General features: G+C 60.4%; 16 protein-coding genes. 4 read left to right on the forward strand and 12 right to left on the reverse strand.

Going from position 1 to position 23,466, the window contains the following annotated elements; translation table 11 throughout:
• Positions 1 to 327 precede the first annotated feature (327 nt).
• The 3 genes from P5540_05320 to P5540_05330 are packed head-to-tail and all read left to right on the forward strand — an operon-like array spanning position 328 to position 3,408.
• A complete protein-coding gene (locus P5540_05320) occupies positions 328 to 828 on the forward strand; it encodes a class I SAM-dependent methyltransferase (protein ID HRT64228.1) in 501 nt (166 codons plus the stop codon).
• Positions 825 to 2,396, forward strand: coding sequence for an NAD(P)/FAD-dependent oxidoreductase (locus P5540_05325; protein ID HRT64229.1), 1,572 nt, complete (start codon positions 825 to 827; stop codon positions 2,394 to 2,396). Before P5540_05320 ends, P5540_05325 begins: the two co-directional genes overlap by 4 nt.
• Before the next feature lie 58 nt (positions 2,397 to 2,454).
• Positions 2,455 to 3,408, forward strand: a complete 954-nt coding sequence (locus tag P5540_05330) for a uroporphyrinogen decarboxylase family protein (protein ID HRT64230.1) — start codon at positions 2,455 to 2,457, stop codon at positions 3,406 to 3,408.
• Positions 3,409 to 3,472: 64 nt separating this feature from the next.
• Here the strand turns inward: P5540_05330 and P5540_05335 are convergent, their stop codons facing one another.
• From P5540_05335 to P5540_05360, 6 genes are all read right to left on the reverse strand, one after another.
• The gene (locus tag P5540_05335) at positions 3,473 to 4,570 is read right to left on the reverse strand and encodes a sialidase family protein (protein ID HRT64231.1); all 1,098 of its coding nucleotides are present in this window, start codon (positions 4,568 to 4,570) and stop codon (positions 3,473 to 3,475) included.
• A gap of 203 nt (positions 4,571 to 4,773) precedes the next feature.
• Positions 4,774 to 5,094, reverse strand: a complete 321-nt coding sequence (sugE, locus tag P5540_05340; protein ID HRT64232.1) for a quaternary ammonium compound efflux SMR transporter SugE — start codon at positions 5,092 to 5,094, stop codon at positions 4,774 to 4,776.
• 206 nt (positions 5,095 to 5,300) lie between these two features.
• Positions 5,301 to 6,284, reverse strand: a complete 984-nt coding sequence (locus tag P5540_05345; GenBank protein HRT64233.1) for a glycosyltransferase — start codon at positions 6,282 to 6,284, stop codon at positions 5,301 to 5,303.
• A 4-nt stretch (positions 6,285 to 6,288) separates the two neighbouring features.
• Positions 6,289 to 6,768, reverse strand: a complete 480-nt coding sequence (locus P5540_05350; protein ID HRT64234.1) for a glycosyltransferase — start codon at positions 6,766 to 6,768, stop codon at positions 6,289 to 6,291.
• A 12-nt stretch (positions 6,769 to 6,780) separates the two neighbouring features.
• Entirely contained in the window at positions 6,781 to 7,248 is a 468-nt protein-coding gene (pssD, locus tag P5540_05355; GenBank protein HRT64235.1) for a PssD/Cps14F family polysaccharide biosynthesis glycosyltransferase, read from the reverse strand.
• A 62-nt stretch (positions 7,249 to 7,310) separates the two neighbouring features.
• Positions 7,311 to 10,433, reverse strand: a complete 3,123-nt coding sequence (locus tag P5540_05360; GenBank protein HRT64236.1) for a DUF6259 domain-containing protein — start codon at positions 10,431 to 10,433, stop codon at positions 7,311 to 7,313.
• Positions 10,434 to 10,563: 130 nt separating this feature from the next.
• On the opposite strand from P5540_05360, the gene P5540_05365 reads away from it, so the two are divergent.
• Positions 10,564 to 13,665 (forward strand): cohesin domain-containing protein, encoded by a 3,102-nt coding sequence (locus P5540_05365; protein HRT64237.1) that lies wholly within the window; start codon positions 10,564 to 10,566, stop codon positions 13,663 to 13,665.
• On the opposite strand, the gene folD is transcribed toward P5540_05365, so the two are convergent.
• From folD to P5540_05395, 6 genes are all read right to left on the reverse strand, one after another.
• Positions 13,571 to 14,464, reverse strand: a complete 894-nt coding sequence (gene folD, locus P5540_05370) for a bifunctional methylenetetrahydrofolate dehydrogenase/methenyltetrahydrofolate cyclohydrolase FolD (GenBank protein HRT64238.1) — start codon at positions 14,462 to 14,464, stop codon at positions 13,571 to 13,573. The two genes, P5540_05365 and folD, sit on opposite strands and share 95 nt — an antisense overlap.
• A gap of 86 nt (positions 14,465 to 14,550) precedes the next feature.
• Positions 14,551 to 17,751: an IPT/TIG domain-containing protein gene (locus tag P5540_05375; protein ID HRT64239.1), complete on the reverse strand. Its 3,201-nt coding sequence runs from the start codon at positions 17,749 to 17,751 to the stop codon at positions 14,551 to 14,553.
• Positions 17,752 to 17,765: 14 nt separating this feature from the next.
• Positions 17,766 to 19,859, reverse strand: a complete 2,094-nt coding sequence (locus tag P5540_05380; GenBank protein ID HRT64240.1) for a hypothetical protein — start codon at positions 19,857 to 19,859, stop codon at positions 17,766 to 17,768.
• A gap of 155 nt (positions 19,860 to 20,014) precedes the next feature.
• Positions 20,015 to 21,964, reverse strand: a complete 1,950-nt coding sequence (gene dxs, locus P5540_05385; protein ID HRT64241.1) for a 1-deoxy-D-xylulose-5-phosphate synthase — start codon at positions 21,962 to 21,964, stop codon at positions 20,015 to 20,017.
• A 296-nt stretch (positions 21,965 to 22,260) separates the two neighbouring features.
• The gene (locus tag P5540_05390) at positions 22,261 to 22,953 is read right to left on the reverse strand and encodes a methylenetetrahydrofolate reductase C-terminal domain-containing protein (protein HRT64242.1); all 693 of its coding nucleotides are present in this window, start codon (positions 22,951 to 22,953) and stop codon (positions 22,261 to 22,263) included.
• A gap of 22 nt (positions 22,954 to 22,975) precedes the next feature.
• A complete protein-coding gene (locus tag P5540_05395; protein ID HRT64243.1) occupies positions 22,976 to 23,464 on the reverse strand; it encodes a hydrogenase iron-sulfur subunit in 489 nt (162 codons plus the stop codon).
• Between the last annotated feature and the right edge of the window lie 2 nt (positions 23,465 to 23,466).

Genomic DNA, 23,466 nt, shown 5'->3' on the forward strand with positions numbered 1-23,466 from the left:
ACCATTTTGAGCAAATAGACAGCGGTCGTGGTTTTTCAGTCGGTAAGCGACTGAAAAACCATTATTCGTTTTGTAGCGCCGATTTCTAAATCGGCATGTTGTGTTTCAGCAAGCCGATTTGGAAATCGGCGTTACATTCCGAGACCTTCACGATTCCGAGAACACGGTACTCTCAAGAACCAGATGAAAGCGGCATCAAATCAGCCGTGAAATTGGGTCACGCTCTGTTCATGCGCTGCCGGCGCGTCCCCGACTTTGGCAATCCGTCCCGTCATCCGTCATAATGGGCGCGTCTGAAAATGCCAGAAATGAAAGGGATTTGACGCCTTGCCTTTGTTGAGCCGATACGCGCGCGCCCGGAAGACGTCGTTTTTTTTCCGGGATGTGGCGAAAGACAGCCGGATTCTTGAAATCGGGTGCGGCGACGGGTGGCTGGGCGCGTGGTTGCGGGCCAACGGTTGGCGGCATTACACGGGCCTGGATCTCAATCCCCCGGCCGATATCGTCGGCGATGTCCGGAATTGGCGATCGCTCGGTCTCGAACCGGAATCCTTCGACATCGTCGTCGCATTCGAACTTGTGGAGCACGTGGACTGTTTCGCGGCCATGCACGCGTTGTTGAAACCGGGCGGGCGGCTCCTGCTGACATCCCCCGCGCCCGGCATGGATTGGTTTTGCCGGTTGCTCGAGGCAATCCGGTTGACGCAGCGGCGCACCAGCCCGCACAATCACCTGATTGAGTTTGAGGATATTCCCTTATTCATGCCCGTAACCATCCGCCGCGTGGGCTTGGCGGCGCAATGGGGCGTGTTCGAGAAACGGCAATGACGAATGAAGGTCTGAAAAAACCGAAATCGGGAACCGCAATCATCATCGGGGCTGGTCCCGCCGGTATCACGGCGGCCTATGAACTCGCCCACCGTACCGATCTGAGGCCGGTTATTCTCGAATCGTGCGATCAGGTGGGCGGCATTTCCAAAACGGTGCGCTTTCAGGGCAATCGTCTCGACTTGGGCGGGCACCGCTTCTTCACGAAATCGGATCGCGTCCTCGACTGGTGGCTGAACCTGCTCCCGCTCGAACGTAGCGCCGAAACGCCGGACGGCCCCGATCCGGAAACCACCGACGACGTCATGCTGATTCGCCGGCGTTTGTCGCGAATCTACTTCCTGCGTTCTTTCTTCGACTATCCCGTGGCGTTCACGCCGGAAACATTCCGCAAACTGGGCATGGCCAAGGCCGCGCGCATTGCGCTGAGTTACCTCAAGAGCCTCGCGTTTCCCATTCGCGACGTAAGAAACATCGAGGATCTTCTAATCAACCGCTTCGGCTATGAACTCTACGACACCTTTTTCAAGTCCTATACCGAGAAAGTCTGGGGGGTTCCCTGCAAGCAAATCAGCGCGGACTGGGGGCTCCAGCGCATCAAGGACATGTCCATCGCGAAAGCGGTCCTGCATTTTCTTTCCCGGCCATTCCGGAGCAGCGAAAGCCTGCGACAGGAAAACGTCTCGACTTCGATGATCGATCAGTTCATGTATCCGAAATTCGGTCCGGGCCAGTTGTGGGAAAAGGCCGCGGACGCCGTTATCGCACAGGGCGGCGCAATCCTGTTCAACCACACCGTCACGCGCATCCATGCCGCCGGGGGGCGCGTCACCGGCGTCGAAGCCGTGGACACTTCGAGCGGCAAGACCGTCCGGATTTTGGGCGAAGCCGTCTTCTCGACCATGCCGGTCAAGGAGATGATCGCCGGACTGGATTGTGCCGTCCCCCCCGAAGTCCGCGCCGTATCCGACGGCCTGCAATACCGGGACTTCATGGAAGTGGGCGTCCTCGCGAAGAAACTGTGTCCGCTTCCTTCCTCGCTCCCCGCCGGTTCCGGTCCCAATCCGATGAACCTGATCCCCGACACGTGGATCTACATCCAGGAGCGCGAGGTCCGACTCGGACGCCTTCAAATATTCAACAACTGGAGCCGCTATATGCTCCGGGATCCCGACCACACCCTCTGGCTCGGCCTTGAATATTTCTGCAACGAGGGTGATGAACTCTGGCGGCAACCCGATCCGGACATCCTGAAATTCGCGATCGGCGAACTGGCTTCCATTTCGGTGATTGATCCCGCCGACGTGATGGACGGCGTTGTCCTGCGCGTGCCGAAATCCTACCCGGCGTACGTTGGCGCCTACGACCAGTTCCCGACCGTCCGGGCCTTCACGGACACCATTCCCAATCTCTTTCTCATCGGGCGAAACGGCATGCACCGGTACAACAACATGGACCATTCGATGCTGACCGCCATGACCGCCGTGGACAACCTCGTCAACGGTGTCGAATCCAAGGACGCCATCTGGAACGTCAACACCGAACAGGCCTATTTGGAAGGAAAATAGACAAAACCATACCGGTTCGGCTTGCGCGAAAGCGCGGATATGAAGGAGGAAACTTGTAATGGGCGACGACCGGCTCGACGCGATGTTGTACCGGCATCCGGCGCATATTCCCGTCGGCATATCGTTTCTGCCGGCAACGTGGATTCGCCACCGCGAGGCGCTGGACGAACTGCTTGCGCGCCATCCCGCCGTGTTCACTCAAAACGGCGCGCGGGATTACGACGCGGTGGGCGGAACGTACGTCCAAGGCGAACACGTGGATGCCTGGGGTTGTGTGTGGAGCAACGTGCGCCACGGCATGGAATCCATCGTGACGAAACATCCCGTGCCGACGCGCGCGGACGTCCGCCGGCTCAAGGCGCCGGAGAAAGACACGGGATTTCCGCACGGTTTCATGTGGTTGCGCCTGGCGGATCTGCGCGGTTTTGACGAGATCATGATTGATTTCGCGGAAGAACCGCCCGAATTGCAGATGTTGATAGACGTCGTCCTCGAATACAACCTGCGGCAGGTGGATAAACTTTTGAGGGAAACCGATCCCAAGCCGCATCTCATCGGTTTCGGCGACGACCTCGGCGCCCAGCACAGCCTCGCCATCAGCCCGGAAACGTGGCGTAAATATTTAAAGCCATGTTATGCGAAAATCTACGGGCGTTGCCGCGACGCCGGACACTGGGTCTACATGCACACGGACGGCCACATCGTCGAGATCATCCCCGACCTCATGGATTGCGGCGTCAACGTCGTCAACGCCCAGATCCGCGCGAACGGGCTCGACAACCTCGCGGCCGCCTGCAAGGGAAAGGTCTGCGTGGCGCTTGATCTCGACCGGCAACTCTTCCCCTTCTGCACGCCGAAGGACATTGACAATCATATCCGGGAAGCCGTCGAAAAACTCGGCGCACCCGAAGGCGGCCTGTGGTTGTGCGCCGAATGCGGTCCCGATGTACCTCTCGAAAACATCGAGGCCATCTGCAAAGCCCTCGAAAAATACCGGGATTTTTACCGGTAAAGGATGCTTGAAACGCCAAACCCCGCAGGTCCCAAGATTGTTTTTGGGGAGGATTCGTCCTGCTTTACCTCTTTTCGCGATCCGAATCTCCACGGGGGGCTGGCGGCTCATATCGGTCCCGGCCGTCCGTCAGCCATTCAAGGGAAAACCGCACAAAAACGTTTTCCGTGTAATCGTCTTTCTCGAACAGCAGGCCGATTTCGCCATTTTCAAGAATGGTCAACGAGGAATAGGCCGCTTCGCCGGCATAAATGGTCTTCCCGTCAGTCCATGAGACGCCTTCGTCATAACTCACGCGAACCGTCATGTTCCGTCGCGCATTTTTCGCTTTTGCGTTCGAGAAAAGCAACCGGTTCTTGTTGTGTCTGTCGGCGATATGGGTGTACCGGATAAGACTTGCGTTGCACGCGGGGTCCACAAGCGCGGGTTCCGGCCTGCCCTGCCATGTTTTGCCTTTGTCGGCGCTTAAATGAACGTGGCGCATTCCCTTCCCCTTGACGCGGCTGTTTACCATCCAGGAGCCATCGGCCAGTTCAACGATTTTGGACTCGTCCCCCGGTTTCAGCGGGGAATCAACGAGGAACCACGTATCACCGCCGTCGCCGCTTCCGAACACATGCAGGCCCTTGTCCAGATTTACCAGCGTGTGCAGCAACATGCCCGACCTCGTCTGAATGCCATTGCCGGAGGTGATGAACTGAAAGTCGCTCCCCCACTCCGGTTTGGTGATTTGGGACGTGATGTCCTCCGGCTTTTCCCACGAGACTCCATTGTCCCGGCTTCTCGCCACGTGCAAACGATAAATGCCATGAGCCGTGTTGTGGTCCATGTAGTTGTGGAATAGGAACATCACGCCCGTCTTTCGATCCACAATTATCGAAGGGTCGGAAACCGAAATACCGTGGTCATAATCAATCACCGTCTCTATTCCGGACCAAGTCAGCCCATGGTCGGCGCTGCGACGCACGACAATGTTGATATCCCTGTTCGTTCCCAAATCATCGCAGGACGCCACGCGTTCATCCATGGCCGCGACCAGATCGCCGTTCGGCGCTGTCGCCAAGGCCGGGATCCGGTAACAGGCCACGCCCGCCCGCATCGTGCGGTTGAACAAATCCTGGTGCGTGATGAAGCCACCGGGCATTTCGGGGATGTTCTCCATGGCATAGACTCCTTGAACCACCAGAAACGACAACGCGAAAATCAAGCATTTCGTCTGGGATTGCATTTGCTTCCTCTCTCCGATTCCATGAGACAAGGGTTTCGGCCCATTCCCGTGTCCATGTCAGGCCTTTTTCCGTCCGGATATCGCCTGTGGCGCGGGCGCGAGACCCAAGTCCGCCCTTGGTCGTTTTCCATGCGACACTACTCCACGTGCGACCACTTGAGTCCAACGATGCCGGCAATCACCAGGGCAAGCGACAAGAGTCTGGCGGCGCTGATTGATTCCCCGAGAAACAAGATCCCAATGACGGCAACGCCTACCGCGCCTATTCCGGTCCACACGGCATAGGCCGTGCCAACGGGCAACGTCTTGAGCGCCAGCATCAGGAGATAGAAACTTGCCGCGCCGGACATAATCGTAAAAACGCCCGGCCACAGCTTGGTGAAGCCATGGTTGTACTTGAGACTCAAGGCAAACACGATTTCCGCCATGCCGGCGGCAAACAACAGAATCCAGTTCATAGGCCTCCTCGCGATTTCTGCGATCCTACCATCGCCGCGCAAAATATAGAGATGGGCACACGCTTGTCCAAATGGACCTCCAGAAAACGGCGGTTCAGGTTTGTTGAAACGTCTTGTTTCATGTCGAAACAACACGGGATTGCCGTCATCGCGGAAAGGTCTTTTCGGATCATGGGGATCATAGGGGATTTCACTCGCATGCGCGCCTATTTCAACGAAGGCCCTTTCCATTGATCAAGGAGATATCGTCCAATGCCGGCCGCCATGCCCACGGCCCTGGCCATGTCGCGCAAGGCCGCCACAACGATAAAGGCGGCCATGGCGGGATCGCGTGATCGCCTGGCCAGCCGGTAAGGCAGGGGAGCGCGAAGAACAAGATAGAGCCATGCGCCGCCGGCCCAGCACCACCGGATGGAATCGAAAACCATGGCCAAAGGCAGGCCGCCTGCCAATCCAAGCATCAATGGCGGCAGCAGCAGTTCCGCGAGGCCGGCATAGCGATCGCCCCGCCGGACACGCCCCGGATGCTTGGCATAGAGTGGAACGCGCCAGAAACCGTGGCGCATTTGTGTGCGAAGATAGGGCAGCAGACGCTGCGGATGATAGTGCGCCACGCGGGCCTTGGGCATGAACCGCATGCGTCCGCCAAGATCCTGAATGCGATAGGCTAGATCGTTGTCCTCGCCGGAAGCCTCCCGGAATCGCTCGTCGAATCCGTGGAGCGACTCGAAAATCTCGCGGCGGTACGCCACGTTGAACGAACCGAGGAAATCAACATCGGCGGGCAGGCGCGCATGCCGGTCCGCAATTTCCCGGTAAATCATGCGGGCGAGGCGCGATCCGGGGTTTGCGATGCCGTAGGTTCCGCCCACGGCGGCGACATCTTCCTCGAAACCCTTCAGCAATTGTTCGAGCCAGTCCGGTTCAGGTATGCAGTCCGCATCCGTAAAGACAAAGATATCCCCAGCAGCGCACGCCGCGCCGTGGTTGCGCGCCGAGGCGGGTCCCGCGTTGTCCTGCCGCACGCATCGCACGGGAAAAGTGGCTGCAACGCGTGCGGTATCGTCCGTCGAACCGTCGTCCACAACGATAATCTCATGCGCGGGAAGGGTCTGGTTCAGGCACGCGGTTAGACATTGGGCCAATGTTTTTTCGGCGTTATAGGCGGGAATGATGACGCTTGCTCGCACTTCCTCACTCCCTTGCCGCCGCTTCAACGAATTCGCGCACGGCCGCAATCAGGCGATCGCGCGCCGGACGGTAGGCCGCCGGAACGGCCGGGGGCGATGCGCACGCCGCGGGCAGTTCGGCGATATCCAAAATAGCCCTTCCCCATCCGCGCCTTTGAACAGCTTCCGCGATTTCAACCTGATGATCCGACAGATGTTCCTTGAAGCGTTTCAAGCGCGGCACCGCCAAAAAGGGGCGCCGGCATTCCAGCGCATCCGTCACGGCGCCGATGCCCGCGTGGCAGACGATTACGCGGGCCTCCCGCTGAAGCGCGAGAACTTCTTCACGGGACTTGAAATCGAAATGGCGGCAATATCGCGGGATCGTCTTGCCCATGCCGGTTTGAATCACGATGTCCTCGCCCGTTTCATGCGCGATGGCGTCCAAGGCGTGAATCAGTCGCGGGAAATCGAGGAACATCGTGCCGACGGTGGCGTAGATCATGGGCGGCGCTCCTTATGATTCATCAATCAGGCTTCCCCGGTATTGCGCCCGTGGCCCGTAAGCCCGCAACAGTTCCGGCCATTGCACAAAAAAGGCGTCCGCCAGCCAATACAACACGCGCCCCGTAAACGACGGCGTGACCACTTGGGCGCCGCATTCGACATGAATCAGGCGGACGCCGAACGCCTTTCCCGCAAGCGCCACGGGAATGGCTATCTCCGCGCCGGTCGAAACGATGAGCCGCGGCCTTTCGATACGCATGATGCGCGCGGCGCGAAACAAGTTCCTGACAAATTCGATCGGATTGCGCGGCATGTTGGGAACCCGATACGCCCGGTCGAGCCGCCGCGTTGTGTCCGCGTCGTAGCAGAAAAAAAAGGTCTCGCATCCCTCGAACGCCGGCATCAAGGCCAGCATCTCCGCCAGATGGCCGCCATGCGAGCAGACCAGGCATATTCGAAAGGGCAATCCGGTTTTCAACGCAACGCTCCAATTACCAATAGGGAACCTCAGGATACGTCATGCCATAAAAATCCGCAAAACTATCCTGGTTCTCCATGATGTTGACCGATTTTCGGATCGCCCCACGCGGCCCAATCGCAATTGTATTCACCCGCGGAATCGGCCACGAGCGACAATACGACCGGCTGTCCGGCCCAAGACGCCAAATCCGCCTCGATTTCGCACCATGCGCCGGGGCGGATATCCCGGCGAAGCAGGACCCTGCCGTTGACTTCGACGCGGAAAACAACGCCGTCGGATTTGCTTCCGTCGCGCAGGCCGACATGAGCCTGAAACCTGCCCGGCGTTTTCGGTAAACACATGGGAATGTCAACGCATGTGCTCCCGCGATTGGGCGGATGCGTGAAAAGGCCTTGGCGGCTTACGCCACCGACGACTGTTTCGGCGGGTATCGCACAAGCGTGAAGCGGGGATTCAAGCACCGTTCCATCGTCGGCGACATAAGCCACACGGAACGGCGCGGAAGCAATGTCGAAGGGAAATGAAACAGGATCGGGCATCTCATCGAGCAGGCAGATGCCGCCGGGAAAATCGGTTTCAATGCGGCATTCGCCCGTTTCGCGATCGTTGCGGACCATGCGCGTGCCCGACAAGGCCAAACGCCACCGGCCAAACCCCGCAATTGTCATCGGAGCGGTAACGCGCGCGTCGCGCTCGATGCGAGGGGCATACCAGCGCGCCCAATCGCAAGTCGGATCGTGCGCGGGCCCGGCGTCAACGGACATTTCGATTTCCACGGGCGTCCCGGCAAACGATGAAAGATCCAACGCCAAGGGACGTCGTTCCGCGGATGCCGTGTGCAATTCGGTGCGTTCCAAACGGCCGCCAGCACGAACGGACACGCCGAAGGTCACGCCGTCGGTGCGACCGTCCGCGCCCTCGACGGCCACGTCGCCGGCAAAGCGCGCGGCGTCCTTCGGCAGTTCCAGCGCGATGCGAGCAAAGGCGGATCCGCTGCCCCGGTTCCGATAGGGCGGATGTGCGTATACGACATCGCCGCCGCCATGGAACGCCGCCCCGCTCGGCGCATGTAATTCTCCCGGCGCCTCGCTGGGTGGACCGTCGGTCGGACGCTCGCCGCAGATCCCGCCCGCGACAAGCGGCGCAAGCCGGATATCGTGATTGCTGGCCGGCCGCGTCCGCACGAAAAGGAAACCATCACGCGCGACGAACGACGCAATGGTGAATCCTTCCGGAAAAGGCGAGGCAACGTGCGGCACGGTCATGTCGCGCGGCAAAGCCGTCACGGGATGCCAATGCCCCGGATCGAGCCCGCGAATGCACGTTTCATCGTAAACTCGCCAGCCGGGAATGGAACCCGGCGCGCAATGTTCCGCAACGCCGGCGATCATTTGCGTGATCACGCGATCGCCGTGCATCAGGCGCCGGTCCACCGTCCGCACAATCCGCGATCCGTCCGCCGCGCGATACGGAAAGGCGATGTCCGGGGGCCAGTCCGCCTCCATGTCTATTTCCACCCGTTCTTGTTGCCAAAAGGCCATCTCGTCGAACAATTGGGCGTCGAATCCGCCTTGACACGCCAGATCGTCGGATCCGGGTTTCAGTGTGGGTATGACGCCGAAACGGCCGTAGGCCTCGTTCCATGCGCCGTAGAGTTGTCCGGCGGACGGAGGCGCATAGCCGAGGTAGCCGTAAAGAATCGTGTAGGGGCGCAGGAGGTAGGAAGCGATGGGATGAGCCTGCCGCAATTGGTCCACATCGAACGTGCCATCCGCATGATTGAGCCCGCGCGCATGCCGTTGCGCGAACGCTTCATGCCGGTAGGTAATCTCGTCCAGCCCCTCGCCGCTGAGCGCGACATCCGGCAGCGCCTCGCGCAATTCACGGTGCAGCGCGATGTTCCCCTCGATGAACGTCATGCCGTCCACAAGCCCGTTGTGATCGTTGTAGATGCAAAGCGTCTGATCGAGGTGCAGGGCGTCTATCGCATACGTCCTGCAGAGGTCCGCAAGGCGCGACACCAGCATGTCCCGCCATGCCTTGCAAGCGAGATTGATGTAGGCGAATTTAATGGGTGGATCGGCGCGCGTCCACAGCCACCAGTCTTTTTCGTGCGCGCCGAAGGGATTTCGCACCTGGTACGGCTCGAATTGCGCGTAAAGCGGGTTGAGGGGATCGCAGCCGAAATAGTTGACGTGCGGCATCACGCGGAAGCCGAGTTCGTGCGCGCGCCGGACAAACGGCCCGAATGCCGGCACGGGCTTGTCGTAGGCCGGATAGTCGCGGTCGTAGCCCGCCGCGCGCCAATTATAGAGATATAGGAGTGTCTGCGCCGGGTCGGTGCGGCCCGGCAAGGCCTCGAGCATTTTCATGCTCAGGGGCATGATGACACAGGCGCGGATGTCGCGAATCCATTCGGGCCGCTGTTGGGCGATGGGAATTGGCGAAAAGGCCTTTTCGGCCCATGCGCGGTAGCGTTTCGCGGGAACGCGCCAATCGCCCTCATAGACGTTGACATGCCACGGGACCGATTCGCACGTATCGCGCTCCTCAAAAGGGGCCATCGGCATCGTGATGAAGCGCAAGCGCCATCCCTTCGCGCCCCGTTCGAGCATCAAGCGCTTGAACACACCCTTAGCGTCATCGGCCCAAATATAGAATCCGGAACCCCGCCCCTCGACAACGACCAATTGCGCCTCCCACGCCATCGGATAATCGTAGGATTCCGTGCCGATGCGATCGTTGCGCGTCCATTTCATGCCCGAATGCGCGGGAATCAGGATGTTCATGTCCAGCGGAATGTTCTCGATGGTCCACTCGACGCCCCACACGCCCTTTTTCGGCGATTCGGCCTTCTGCGTCACGATCACATCGCCGGACGCATCCAGGCGGTACAAACACGTCACGCGTCCCTCCGGCAAATCCGACAGCGATTCACAGATTTCCCGATTACCCTCTGATCGGGACGTCCCCGCCCAATGATCGCCGTCCAGGCAACGAATGCCCGCGCCTGTTGCCTTTTCCGGCGGCATGACAAAGCCCCGCGAGTCGCGTGTTGTGAGTTCGACAAGCGTTCCGCGATCGAATCGGGCCGAAAAGGCCGCGCCGGACACTGTTTCCACGCCTTGCGCCCATACCGGCAAGATCATCAATATGACACTCGCGACAGACATCCATTTCATTTCAATACCCCTCCAACACGGAGAATATTAGCATAACACAATAAGGATACTTGCTTTTTGGGCGGTTTCGTGTTATACTGGACGCGAAGAAGTATTCCGCAGTGGGGCGGTTTTCCAAGAGGCGTTTGGAATGCGCGAAAAAGTTCTACCCTTGATTATTGTCGCTTTAGTGGGCGCATTGACCGGGTCGGCCATAGCCGCGCCGCCGGAAGCGGACCGCTTGCAGGACGAGGCCGCGCGCCAAGAGGCCATCGCACGCATGGAATCGTTCAGAGCCGCCGCGCCGGATCTCAGCGGCGCGCAAAAATCCCCGCGCGAGGGCCTTCTCGATTTCACCCTCGCGGGACATACGGACGCCGTGCATTCGGTAGCCTATTCGCCCGACGGCACGATGGTATTGACGGGAAGCTGGGACGGCTCGGCGAAACTGTGGAACGCCACAACCGGAGAGGAAATCCGCACACTCAGAAATCCCAATGATCCGTCTGTCTGGTCGGTGGTGTTTTACCCGGACGGATCCACGGCCGTCACGGGAGCATTCAACCGTATCCGGTTCTGGAATCTGGAAACCGGCCAGGAAACTCGTTCCTTCACGGGCACGATGCAGAGCGTCGCCGCGCTGGCGATGTCTCCCAACGGTTCCCGGCTTGCCTCGGGAAGCCCGACGGCCGTGGCGACGGTCTGGGATTTGGAAACCGGCGAACCGATTTACACCTTGGAAGGCCACACAGACTGGGTGGATTCCCTCGCGTTTTCGCCGAACGGGGCCCGTCTTCTGACAGGCAGTTGGGACGGCACGGCGAAACTGTGGGATCTGGAAACGGGCGGGTTGATCCGAACCTTTATTCACGACGCCGGCAAGTCGGCGGATGTGAAAGCCGTGGCCTTTTCACCCGACGGGACCAAAGTATTGACCGTGGGCGCTTTCGCCAAGATTTGGGATTCCGGGACAGGCGCGGAACTTTCCCGGTTTTCGCATTGCGGCGTCTCAGGCATGTTTTCACCGGATGGCACGCGCGTATTGACGGCGGATTTTTTCCCCGGGCCGACCCTCTGGCTGGCCGACACGGGACAAGCCCTGTGCATCCTTCCGGAGTCTTCCGTTGTATGGTCCGCCGTGTTGTCTCCGGACGGGACCAAGGCGCTTACCGGCGACATGAATTCCTCCGCCAAAATCTGGACCCTCATCGAGGGAACGCTCGAAGACGAAGTCATTGGAACGGTCGCCGATGCGCAAACGGGAAGTCCGCTTGGCGGCGCCAAACTGACGCTCTTCGATTTCGCGACGGGCGCACTGCTGAGCGCCGCCCAGTCGCAAAGCGACGGCTCGTTCAATTTCGTGGTCCCGGATATCCAGGCATTCCTGGCGCTGCGCGTCGAACGGTCCGGCTACGAAAGCCTCGATATCCCCTATTTCCGCGCCCCTGCCAATTTGCAGATTCGCCTGAATTCGCAGGCGCCCGCCGCGCCCACAGGGGTCGTGGCGATTCCCGGCGCCAATGGCATCGTCTTGCGCTGGAACGCCTCGTCCAGTGCGAACATCGCGGGATACCGCGTCGAGCGTGCGGATTCGGCCGACGGACCCTACACGATCCTCTTTCAGACGCCGGCATCGCAAACCCGCCATGCCGACACGGATTTGCCGGCGGGAAAGGATTTCTGGTACCGCATCGTGGCGTTGGATGCGCGCGGCAATGCAAGCCGGCCGTCCGCATCCGTCACGGCGCGCGCGGGAACCGTGACGGTATGGATGCCCAACGTGAACGGCGCCGCGGGCGAACGCGTCCGCATCCCCGTCAACGTGACGAACACCTCCGGAATCAGCCCGTCGAATCTGCGTGTCGTGATTGATTACGACGGCGCGCCCATCAATCCCGCCTCGATCGCGGTCGAGCGAACGGCCATCACGGCGGGCGTAACGCTCGGCGTTGACACGGCAACCCCCGGCCGAATCGCCATCACGACGAGCGGCAGCACGGTTTTCGCCGGCGAAGGCCGCATATTCGACGTGTTCGCGGCCATCAGCGCCGACGCCCCGGATGGCGCATGCGGAACGCTGTCGTTCACCGAAGCCGTGTTCGAGGACGCCTTCGGGAGCGCCGTTTCCGCGGACCGGTCGGCCACGGCCCAGTTATGCGTTTCGGGCCAGTGCAAAATGGGCGATCTCGACGGCAACGGCATCGTACAGATGGCGGACGCGACCGTGGCCTTGCAGATTACGGTCCGAAAAGTGTTCCCGCAGGGATGCCAGCCCACTGTGGGCGACATGAACGGCGACGGCTTCATTGACAGCGCCGACGCGGTCATGATCATGCGCATCGCGCAGGATCGCCCGCTGAATCCCGGCGTGGGCGAAACGCCGGTGCGCGGCCGGACCCTGAACATTTATCTTCCCTCCGATTTGCGGGCGCTGCCGGGCGAAACGCTGTCCGTGCCCATCATGATTGACAATCCCGAAGGACTAAGCGGTATTGAATTGCTGGTGACTTATCCGCCGCAACTCACCTCGCTGGTCCTCGACTCGGTCGAAAGGGGATCGGCCACGCAGAACTTCTCGCTCGAATATGTTGCCGGAAACGGATTCGTGCGCATCGCGCTGAGCCGCGACGAAGCCCTTACCGGCAGCAAGTCGCCCCAAAGCCTGGCCATCCTGCATTTCACCGTGTCCGAAACCGCGCCCAACAACACAAACCTGCCCATCGGCATCAACGAAGTAAAACTTGCGGGACAGTACGGCGACGATTTCGTCTGGCAGAACGACGTGCAAGCTAGCGGCGGGATGATTGCCGTCGGGAGTCTCGTTTGCGGCGCGGTTGTCGTGTCCGTGGTGGACAACGCCACCTCGTTGCCCGTGACGAATGCCTCGGTGCAAATCGTTCCCGGTCCGCCCTTCCCCCTGACGCAGAACACGCAAGGAATCTACACGTTCGCCTGCATCGGTCCCGGCTCGCACAAAGTTTCCGTGACCGCGCCGTCCTATCCCGGCACAACCGAACGCAACGTACTGGTCATCGGCGGCGACGTCTCGACGGTCGAGGTCCGCATGAGCGCCGGGGGCGGCGGCAATGACGGTTGTTGCGGAGGCGTTGTCCGGCCGGTTTCGCCATCCGGCGCCATCCCGTACGCGATCCTGGCCGTCATGCTCTCGTTCGATGTCTTCTGGCCGATTCGACGGTGTTTTTCAGCAACATGGCGATGGTCATCGGCCCGACACCGCCGGGCACGGGCGTAATGGCGGCGGCTTTTTTTGAAACTGCCGGAAAATCCACGTCGCCGACGAGCCTGTACCCCTTGGGCGCGGAGGAATCGTCCACCCGGTTGACGCCGACATCAATGACGACCGCCCCGCGGCGAATCATGTCCGCCTTGACGAATTCCGGCACACCGATTGCCGCGACCAGAATATCGGCCATGCGCGTGATGGCCGGCAAATCACGGGTGCGCGAATGGCACACCGTAACCGTGGCATTGGCCCCGGCGGCCTTCTGCATCAAAATGGCGGCAAGCGGCTTTCCGACGATATTCGACCGTCCGACAATGACCACATGTTTTCCGGAAGGATCGAACCCCGAACGCACCAGCAAGGCCTGGCAGCCCGCAGGCGTGCAGGGCAGAAAGCCCGGATCGCCGGAAAGCATGCGCCCCACGTTGACGGGATGAAACCCATCCACGTCTTTCTCAGGATCCATCGCGGCGATCACCTTGGCCTCGGCTATTTGCTTGGGCAGGGGCAACTGCACAAGGATGCCATGCACGCGTGGATCGGCATTGAGTTTCGTTATCAGATTGAGCAGGCGTTTTTCACTGCATTCAGCCGGCAATTCATGCGAAAATGACTGAATGCCCACTTCGGCGCACGCTTTCTTTTTCATGCGCACATAAACTTGGCTGGCGGGATTTTCCCCCACTAACACCACCGCCAGTCCCGGAACAATCCGCCGCTTCGCCAGCGCCGCCACTTCCGCCTTCATCTCCGCCCGCAACTCCGCGGCGATTGCGCCGCCATCAATAATGTAAGCCCTCTTTGCCATCGTTTCACGATCCTTTGGGTTTGCCGCTCAACCTCCGGATGATAACGAACGAATCCGGGCGCATCAAACCGTCGTGCGGCCCCGGCTCAGGGCAGCATCACCGTAAGGGGACGCGAAACGACGTCGAGCGCACGGTTTGTGAACGACATGACACGCGGTTGATCGATGGAAAACCGAATCGTACCGGATGGCTGTGCCGTGCGCCATGCCACAGTGCCGAGCAATCCCCGAAGCGCCGCGCCGGGCTTGTCGGCCAGTATGGCCACCAGCAAATCATTCGTTTGGGTCGTTCGCGTGACGACGCGCACGTCCGGCGCATTGGAAACGGCCGGCTCTTCCCACACGAGGCCGTCGGAAGGTTCGGCCTTCAACAACAGCACCACTTGCCCCGATTGCACCTGTTGCGGCATTTCAAGATGAATACCGATGGTTCCGTGGCGCATTTCGTTTTTCTTTCCGGCCTTGCCGGGGCCGTGCAGAACGATAACCGCCCGACTGAGGGGGGTATAATGAAAGGCCGACGGCAACGCCGCTTCAAGGCCGGAGGACTCTCCGCGCACCCGCACGGCGACATCGCCACCATTGGGCGATGTACAGGGCGGGACTTCGACGAGAATACCCGATCCGCGTAAAACGCGCACCCAACGCGCCTGCGCATCACCGAACCAGACTGCCGCGTCGGGCGGAAAATTTCGGCCCGAAACGACCGCCGGCAAACCACCTTCCGCGGGGCATTCGACGGGACTGACCCCCGTTACGACAGGGGCGCCGGCAACCGGAAGAGGCGCGGGATCGGCGCCATCGGGTATGCCGTTGCTGTTCGAATCCGAATTGAGGGGACTCGTTTCATCCTCGTCGGTCATGCCGTTCAGATTCACATCTTCCAGTCCATCGGGCGCCCCGTCGCCGTCGCTGTCGGGATCGAGATAATCCGTTTCGCCGGGATCCACAAGGCCGTTTCCATTTTTGTCCTCGACGGCATCCGGAACACCATCGCCGTCCATATCCTGCTCGAGGGGATCGATGCCGGCCCGGGCCAGCCAGCCGAACAAATCCTCGGCAAACCGCCGGTGTCCGGCCTCCAGCTGGGACGCGCTCGTCAGGGGACCGGGAGCGGCAAGAATGGCGATCCGCCCGCGACCGTATGAACGCGCGATCAAGGCGGCCTGGCGTGCTTCCCCGGCCACCGGCACGGCGATGGACGCCGGATCATCGGTAAAGACGGCACAGCCGTTCTCCAAACGCACATCCCGCCAATGACTTCCCACACGGGTATCGGTTGTCGAGGGAAAAACGCCTTCAAACGGCGTATGGGTATCAATTTCGACTTGAATGGGCTGAAGCCATGATGCCAGCGCGGACGGATCGGCGTCCGGGAGGTAACGCCCCATGAAAAGCAGCGAACCGCCGTGCAGCACATAATCCAGCAAGGCCTGCCGGGTAACCGCGCCGCGCGCGGCCGCCGCCGCGTCGAGAACCACCACCGTAAACTTTTCGAGCGGTTCCGTGACCGGGACGGTCGTTTCGCGATGGGCGAAAAGATGTGGCGGCGCGGCCAACAGTTCCCCCAGCCGCCGCAGGCCACGCGGATCGGAAATATCGCGAAACGAAATCCCCCCGGCCTCGTCCGGCCAGATCCACAGGATGCGGCGAACATCCGCGCGAGCCGGCGGCAACACCCGCAAACAAATGGGATGGGGCTGCGCATAGTGGGTCATGGACACGGACAACAGACCGGTGTCGGCGTTTTCAGGCGCATACAGGCCGGGATCCACGCCCATGTATACCACGCCGGGCGCAAGACCCTGTATCGGATGAATCACAAGCCAAGGCAGTCTGCCGCGATCGAAAGACACCTGCCACGGCGTGCCGCGCGGCACGTCTTTTCCCACGCGAAACGCTTTTACGGCTTGGCCCGCCGTTTCGGCCCGAAACAGAATCTCGCCCGGCAATGGGGCCGGTGGCTCCGCCTGCACGGAAGGCTGCAGCAGATTTTCCAGAGTCTCCATAAACATGACCCAGCCGCTGCCGAGCGCAACGGAACGGATGGTTTCCGCCGTGTCGGGATTTATCTGGCGAACAAAACGTCCCTCGCCGATCAAAAGGCCGGCCCCGGTCCAGCATGCCGCCACTGGCGCCTGATCAAAGGTTTGGCGCACGTTACCCCGATCATTGCCCTGCCATATTTCAAGCGCATCATCCACTACCACGGCCACACGGCTCCCGTCCGGTTCAGGCGCCATCCGCAGGGGATTTGACACATTGGCCAAGTCCACTTGGATATCTTTTGCCAAGCCACCCTCGGTCCGCGTTACGCGAACGGCATGGGCGAATCCCGATCCCGGTGTGCGGGTCGTCACCCAACAGGATGTCTCCCCCACGGCCAGCAACGGATCCTCTGATCCGTGCGCCATGCCGGGAATTTCTACCGGTTCAACATCTTCAGCCGGCAACGCCGGCCCATCTGGAGAAACACGCAGGACATGCAGCCAGGACAACGGTTCGCCCGAAGGACGATCCACCGCATGGCCGGTCAACAACACAAAAAGGCACGATCCAGATGCATTTGCGGCCAATCCGGCGGGCATGGCGTCAAAAAGGCGGTCGTTTTCAATGATCGTTTCACCCGTAAAACGAATCGTTTCCCCCACATCCACCATGTGCACGACAACTCCCGCGTTCGGCAAAGACCGGCATAAAACGGCCACGCGTCCGGTATCGGCTATCCGCGCCGCCGCGACGGGCGTTGCCGTCAATTCTCCGCGCAGAGGATCCGCCTGGGATTGAAGCGGCCAGGCCTCGACAAATCCCTTTTCGCCGGTTCCAACACGAAGGACAAACGGCGCGGATCCGCCGGACAGTGCAATTATACCCCCCCTTTCACCCGTGGCCGACGCGCCCAACAATGAAAGGCTAAAATTGGAAAGATTGATTCGTGAAAAATAATCCCACGCCATTTGCGACATGGATCGCGGCGGGCCGGACAAGACAAAGGCGGCAAGCCCGTCCGGGGCCACTAGCGGCGGTTTTCCAACGACCGTACCCGGTAAAACCGCCATTGCCTCGACACGCCCCTCCCCCATGTCCACGATTTGCACATAACTGCGCCCCGCCTCGCGCATGACGGACAAGGTGGTCGTAACGGCAAGAAGTCGCTGGGCACTGGCCGGCCAGACGGCGAAAAGGCACGAAACAAGAATAAACAGGTTGCGGGAATAACCGGCGGACAGCCGTCTCTCGGCAGCCGATTCAAGCCACCCATGACCGGGCGCCATCACGCTATGCACAACTCCGGTTTCGTTCATGGAACGTATTGAAAGACCCTTTCACCCGCGCGCCATTGTACAGGCGTGCCGATGGTCGAACGAAACCGCTTGTTCCGAGCACAAACGCTGAAGGAATCCCCTGCGGCTTCCACATCGAAAGATATGCCGTGCAAACGCAGTCCACGCAGGGAAATCCGGCCCGCGAACGAAGGGCGGTGCGGATTGAACACGATATCGCCGTTTGGACGGGCATCCACGCCGAACATTCCGAAAATAACACATTGGGCGGCGGCGGCTCCGTCCAGCGTGCACTGAAGCGGGGAATCTTTCCGGTAATCGATCGCGTTGGCAACCAGCGAATCGCCCCAGTAGGGCATCCGGACGCCCCACCAGAGAATGCGCCGCAGAAGGTCGTCCGCCGCGCCTGCATGACCCGCCTTGTAAAAACGTTCCGCAATCTGCGGCGGGAAACAGGCGCATGCGCCTCCGCCGCCGTTGTCAATGTCCACCTGATCGTAGGCGATATCCGTTTTGGCCATGCTGTGCAAACCGTATTCGGAAAGAAACTCGCGCTCGTTCAAATGCGAGAGCAGTCCCGCTTCTTGTTCCGCGTCCAACACGCCGCTGCCAAAGAGTTTGAATATCTGAATCGTATGGCGCAGATCCGAACGCCCCTGTCCGTCCTCGAAGCGGAACCACCGGGCCTCCGCATCCCAAAGACGCTGCTTCAACAGGGATTTCAACGTCGCCGCGCGTTCCAACAGGTCCGGAGCCGGCTTGCCCGCCCATTCGCACAGTTCGGCGGCCATCCGGTAGTTCCCGTAACGCCGCCCGTTGAGATCCGGCATGACATGGTGGTAGGGATACCCGCGCCGAAGTTCAAGATGGCTGTTCGACGGCCCGTAGTCAATCAGCGCAACGGGCTTTGAGGGGTCATCAAGCACGCGCGCATGATGTTCAGCCCATTCGAGGATCGTTTTACCATCCACGCGATCGTCCAGAAACGCGAGATCGCCGGTGTTCTTTACATAATAATAAATCAGGCCGATGATCTTTTCCTGGTTGACCATGTACCACGGGCCGAACGCCTCGCCGGTCGTCGGGATGAACGCGAAATGGGAAGCGAGGTCCGTGCGCAAGAATTGTTTGATATGTTCGCGCGTCGCGGCGGGATCGAAGAGCGGCAGTATTTCCCACACTTCGCCGAAATTCCACAAATAATTGCAGACGCATCCCCCCTTGACGCTCCCCGTTCCGTAATAAGGATTCAACACGAAATTCGGAAGTGTCCACCGATTGAGAATCAGGTGCGCCAGCGAACGGTTGTAAAACGCCGTCAGGTCCGCATTGTCCGAGTCGAACACCGGAAGTTTGTCAAACAGTTCGCGGACATGCCCGTCCAACGCCGCGCGTGCGTTTTGGATCGTGCGGCCCGGCCGCGCAAAGAGCCGCGCGCATTCCGCAACGGCCTCCCCTGTTTTGCCGATCGCAAAGCCGAGGCATACGCGCCGCCGCTCGCGCGGTTTCAATGCAATCGAAACCATCCCACGCCCGCTGGACGCATCCCATGCAACATCCGCTCGCAACACGATGGCCTGCGAACCCTGCACAAGACGGAGTTCCGGGCCTTGGGCGGACACATTCACGGCGGTCGCGCTCTGGGGTCGCGCAAATTCCCAAACGGTTGTTTCGTCGAGCGTGCCGCGAACGGTCCATGCCACCGACAACGTCCGGGGCGTTTTGCTTGCGTTCGCCACGCCAAGCACAATCAGGCCCGCACGCGAACCGGGGATCAGAACAGCATCCGATACGGCCGTTATTTCGCCCGACCTCCCCGCGCACTCAACTTCACCGTAACGCCACGTGTACCGGTCCGTTCGGACAAGCCGGCCGTCTATCGTCAATTCGACGGAAAAATCGGAACTGACCCATGGCGGCGACCAGATACCCTGAATGCCGCCCACGTGGCGATACGGGATGCCGGCCGTCAGCATGCCGTGCGCCAGGCCGAAATGCTCTTCTTCCATGATGTTTTGTTCACCCGGCAACGCAAAACGGCCGGTGGGCGATCCGGCATGGGACGCCTGCAAGATAACCAAGGCGCATACACAAACCACACAGGCATCCATGTCGCACAATCCTCCGCTTCTTGCCAAAATTCATAAGAGGGCCGATTCCAAGGCAAGATACGCAAGGAACTCCATGGGCGGCAATTCCCGATCAAGATCCTTTGCGTCGTCTAGGTTCTTTATGTTCCTTCGCGCGCCAACCGCGAACCCAACGGTCAACTCCGCAGCGCCCGCTCCCCCATCTCAGGCGTGGCGGCTACAAGCGCACGGGCCGCGGCCGCGAGCGATCGGTAGTCCAGGCCGAGATCCGCCAGTTGCTGGGCGCGGGTGGCATGTTCAACGAATCGGTCCGGCAACCCTACCCGGTGTATGCGGACATCGGCAAGGCGCCCCGTATTTTCGTAATATTCGAGCACGGCCGATCCAAATCCGCCCATCAACGCATTTTCCTCGACGGTAATCAGCGGAACGGACGCCAGGGCGTCCAGCAAAGCCCCGTCCAACGGCTTGATCCACCGCGCATCAGCCACGCCTACCGACAATCCTTCGCATTTGAGCAATTCCGCCGCCTTGATGCATGCGCGAACGAGCGATCCCACCGCCAGAAACACGGCATCCTCGCCGTGTCGCAGAATTTCCCCGCGCGAAATGTCGCGTGGACCCCCATCGCCGATAGTCACGGCCTTGTCGCGCGGATACCGAATCGCCACCGGGCCGGGCCGGGCCAGCGCCCACTCCAGCATCGCCCGCAGATCGCAATCGTCGCGCGGAGCAAGGATCGCCAGATTCGGCAACGCGCGCAGGAAACTGAGATCAAACGCGCCGGCATGGGTCGGCCCGTCCTCGCCGACCACGCCCGCGCGGTCTATGGCAAACACGACGGGCAGATCCTGCAAGCAGACGTCGTGAATGACCTGATCGTATCCCCGTTGCAAAAATGTGGAATAAAGCGCACACACGGGGCGCATGCCCTGCGCGGCAAGGCCCGCCGCAAACGTGACCGCGTGCTGTTCGCAAATCCCCACATCATAAAAGCGCTCCGGAAAGGCCTCCTGAAACCGGTTCAATCCGGTCCCGGTAGGCATGGCCGCCGTGATGCCGACGATCGTGGGGTCGGCCTCCGCCCGTTCAATAAGCGCTTCGGCAAACACATCGGTAAAGGTTAGCGAAGACTCGGCGGGCAATTCTTTTTCGGGTGCGCGCGCTTCACCCTCGTTTTCAATCGAATCGGACTTGGACGGTTTTACGCCATGGTACTTGAGCGGATCGTTTTCGGCCTCCGCAAATCCTTTGCCCTTCTGCGTCGCGCAATGGAAAAGGATCGGCCCGTGCATGTCTTTCAGATTGGAAAACAGCCCCACCAGCGCGGGCAGATCGTGCCCGTCCACCGGTCCTATGTAATTGAATCCCAGTTCCTGAAACACACCGCCCGCCGTAATGAAGCCTTTTACGGATTGTTCGAGGCGGTGGGCGGTCTGGCTGAAACGGGGACCGATGACCGTCTTGACGAAACTGGCCACGTCTTCCTTGGCCCGCTTGTAGCGGCGGCCGGTAATCAGCCGGCTGAAATATTCGGACATCGCGCCGACATTTTCCGCGATGGACATCTTGTTGTCGTTGAGAATCACGAGCAAATCGCTGCCCAGGTGCCCCGCGTGGCTCAAGGCCTCCCACGCCATGCCGCCCGTCATCGCGCCGTCGCCGATAACCGCGATGACGCGGCGATCCTCGTGGAAATAGTCCCGCGCCACCGCCATGCCCAGCGCGGCGGAGATGGACGTCGAACTGTGGCCGGTCCCGAATACATCGTAAGGACTTTCCGCCCGCCGGGGATATCCCGAAAGCCCGCCCTTGACGCGAAGCGTGTCGAAACGGTCCTTGCGTCCGGTCAGAAGTTTATGCGCGTAACTCTGATGGCCGACGTCCCACACAATCCAGTCGCGTTCAAGATCGAAAACATGGTGGAGCGCAATCGTCAATTCGACCACGCCGAGCGACGAGGCCAAGTGCCCCCCGTTGGCCATGATCGTCCCCACAATCCGGCGGCGGATTTCCTGCGCCAGGATTTCCAGTTCCTCGATACTGAACACATGCAGATCGTTCGGGCCGTTTACGCGGTCCAACAGCGACGTATCGTTTGCAGACGTACCTTCGTCCAATGGCATTCCAACGGGGCCTCGGGAAAAATGCGCCGCGCGGCTGTTGTGCCAGACGGCGCATGATATTCTTGGCTGAGTCATTGCGGCCGGGCCGCCTTGAGAAATTATACCACAGGAACGGCAGACTGCAACGTCCCGCTGGCCCCGGCCAAGGGCAAGCGCATCGAAAACATACAAATGGCCCTGATTTTGTGAAATTTCGGGCCGTAACGCCGATTTCCGAATCGGCCGACGAAGACGTTCCATGCCCTTCCGATTTGGAAATCGGCGCTACTTCGTCAGCGTCTTTACGAAGAAGCAAACTAAGCCTTGGGACCCATGCCGGCGATACATTGATCTTCCCGGATCACCTTTCGCGGGCCGCCGTCGAGACTCGACGACCAGTCCTGCGGCGTTGCCAACGCCTCGAACTTGTCCAGAATGCCCAAGGCAACGGCACGGTCATAGATAAGCTGCCAGCCACATTCCAAGTCCTCGCGGACTTCACACTGGCCGTCGCGCGATCCGCCGCACGGTCCGTTGAGGAGTTTCTTAGCGCATCGCGTCAATGGGCAGATTCCGGCGTACTCACCGAGGCGGCACGCGCCACAACCGCCGCACTTCTCGGTCCAGACGCCCTGCGATTCGAGGATGCCGATGAATTGGGTGTTTAGTCCCGGATAGACGGCGGTCTTCGGGAAACGCTCGGCCAGCGCCTGCACGCCCGCGCCGCATCCGAACGAGCATATCGCGTCATATTCGGCCACTTTGGGCGCCAGGACATCTATGAAGGCATCTTCGCATTGCCGCTCGATGACGCACTCGTCCACCACGACATTGCCGCGCCCGGCCAGTTTCAGCGACATGCGCAACGCTGATCCCAGGATGACGGTCTCGCGTTCGCCGCCGGCCAGACACACCGTTACGCACGTGCCGCATCCAACGAGGAGCACACGTTCATGGTTCTTGACCATGTCCCGGATCTCCGGCACTTTTTTTCGATCGGCAACTATCATGATATTTCTCCTGCGGCAACCGCTATTTGCAGGCGGCGCCAGATGCAATCACTTTATCGGCTTCACGTTGAATATCATCGAGATCCTTGGAAACATGTTCCACGCCTTGCCGCAACGGGCTCGGACCCAATTTCGCAATCCGCGCGCTCATCTCGCGGACGATTTCGGCAAAACGCGCGCCTTCGGCGGATGAAAGGTTGAACATTTCGAGGCGTTCGGGTTCAAGCCCGATTTCGGTGAGGAATTGTTTCGCGCGTTCGACACGGCGTCGGGCGCGAAGGTTGCCTTCCTGGAAATGGCAACCGCCTTCCAGACAACCGGCCACGAACACGCCGTCCGCGCCGCGTTCGAAGGCCGCCAGCAGGTAATTCACCTCAATCTTGCCCGTGCAGGGAAGGCGCAACACGCGCACCGTGCCGGGGTACTGAAGCCGCATCGTGCCCGCCAAGTCGGCGGCGGCATACGCGCAGTAGTGGCAGCAAAACGCGACAATCACAGGTTCGTCTTTCATGA

Source organism: Candidatus Hydrogenedentota bacterium (assembly GCA_035450225.1).
Taxonomy (GTDB): Bacteria; Hydrogenedentota; Hydrogenedentia; order Hydrogenedentales; family SLHB01; genus DSVR01.

Excerpts from the sequence above, each read along its gene's own strand:
- P5540_05325 (HRT64229.1), top strand. The coding sequence starts at position 825 with ATGACGAATGAAGGTCTGAAAAAACCGAAATCGGGAACCGCAATCATC.
- P5540_05330 (HRT64230.1), top strand. The coding sequence starts at position 2,455 with ATGGGCGACGACCGGCTCGACGCGATGTTGTACCGGCATCCGGCGCAT.
- P5540_05335 (HRT64231.1), bottom strand. The coding sequence starts at position 4,570 with ATGGAGAACATCCCCGAAATGCCCGGTGGCTTCATCACGCACCAGGAT.
- sugE (HRT64232.1), bottom strand. The coding sequence starts at position 5,094 with ATGAACTGGATTCTGTTGTTTGCCGCCGGCATGGCGGAAATCGTGTTT.
- P5540_05350 (HRT64234.1), bottom strand. The coding sequence starts at position 6,768 with ATGATCTACGCCACCGTCGGCACGATGTTCCTCGATTTCCCGCGACTG.
- P5540_05360 (HRT64236.1), bottom strand. The coding sequence starts at position 10,433 with ATGAAATGGATGTCTGTCGCGAGTGTCATATTGATGATCTTGCCGGTA.
- P5540_05365 (HRT64237.1), top strand. The coding sequence starts at position 10,564 with ATGCGCGAAAAAGTTCTACCCTTGATTATTGTCGCTTTAGTGGGCGCA.
- folD (HRT64238.1), bottom strand. The coding sequence starts at position 14,464 with ATGGCAAAGAGGGCTTACATTATTGATGGCGGCGCAATCGCCGCGGAG.
- P5540_05380 (HRT64240.1), bottom strand. The coding sequence starts at position 19,859 with ATGGATGCCTGTGTGGTTTGTGTATGCGCCTTGGTTATCTTGCAGGCG.
- dxs (HRT64241.1), bottom strand. The coding sequence starts at position 21,964 with ATGCCATTGGACGAAGGTACGTCTGCAAACGATACGTCGCTGTTGGAC.
- P5540_05390 (HRT64242.1), bottom strand. The coding sequence starts at position 22,953 with ATGATAGTTGCCGATCGAAAAAAAGTGCCGGAGATCCGGGACATGGTC.
- P5540_05395 (HRT64243.1), bottom strand. The coding sequence starts at position 23,464 with ATGAAAGACGAACCTGTGATTGTCGCGTTTTGCTGCCACTACTGCGCG.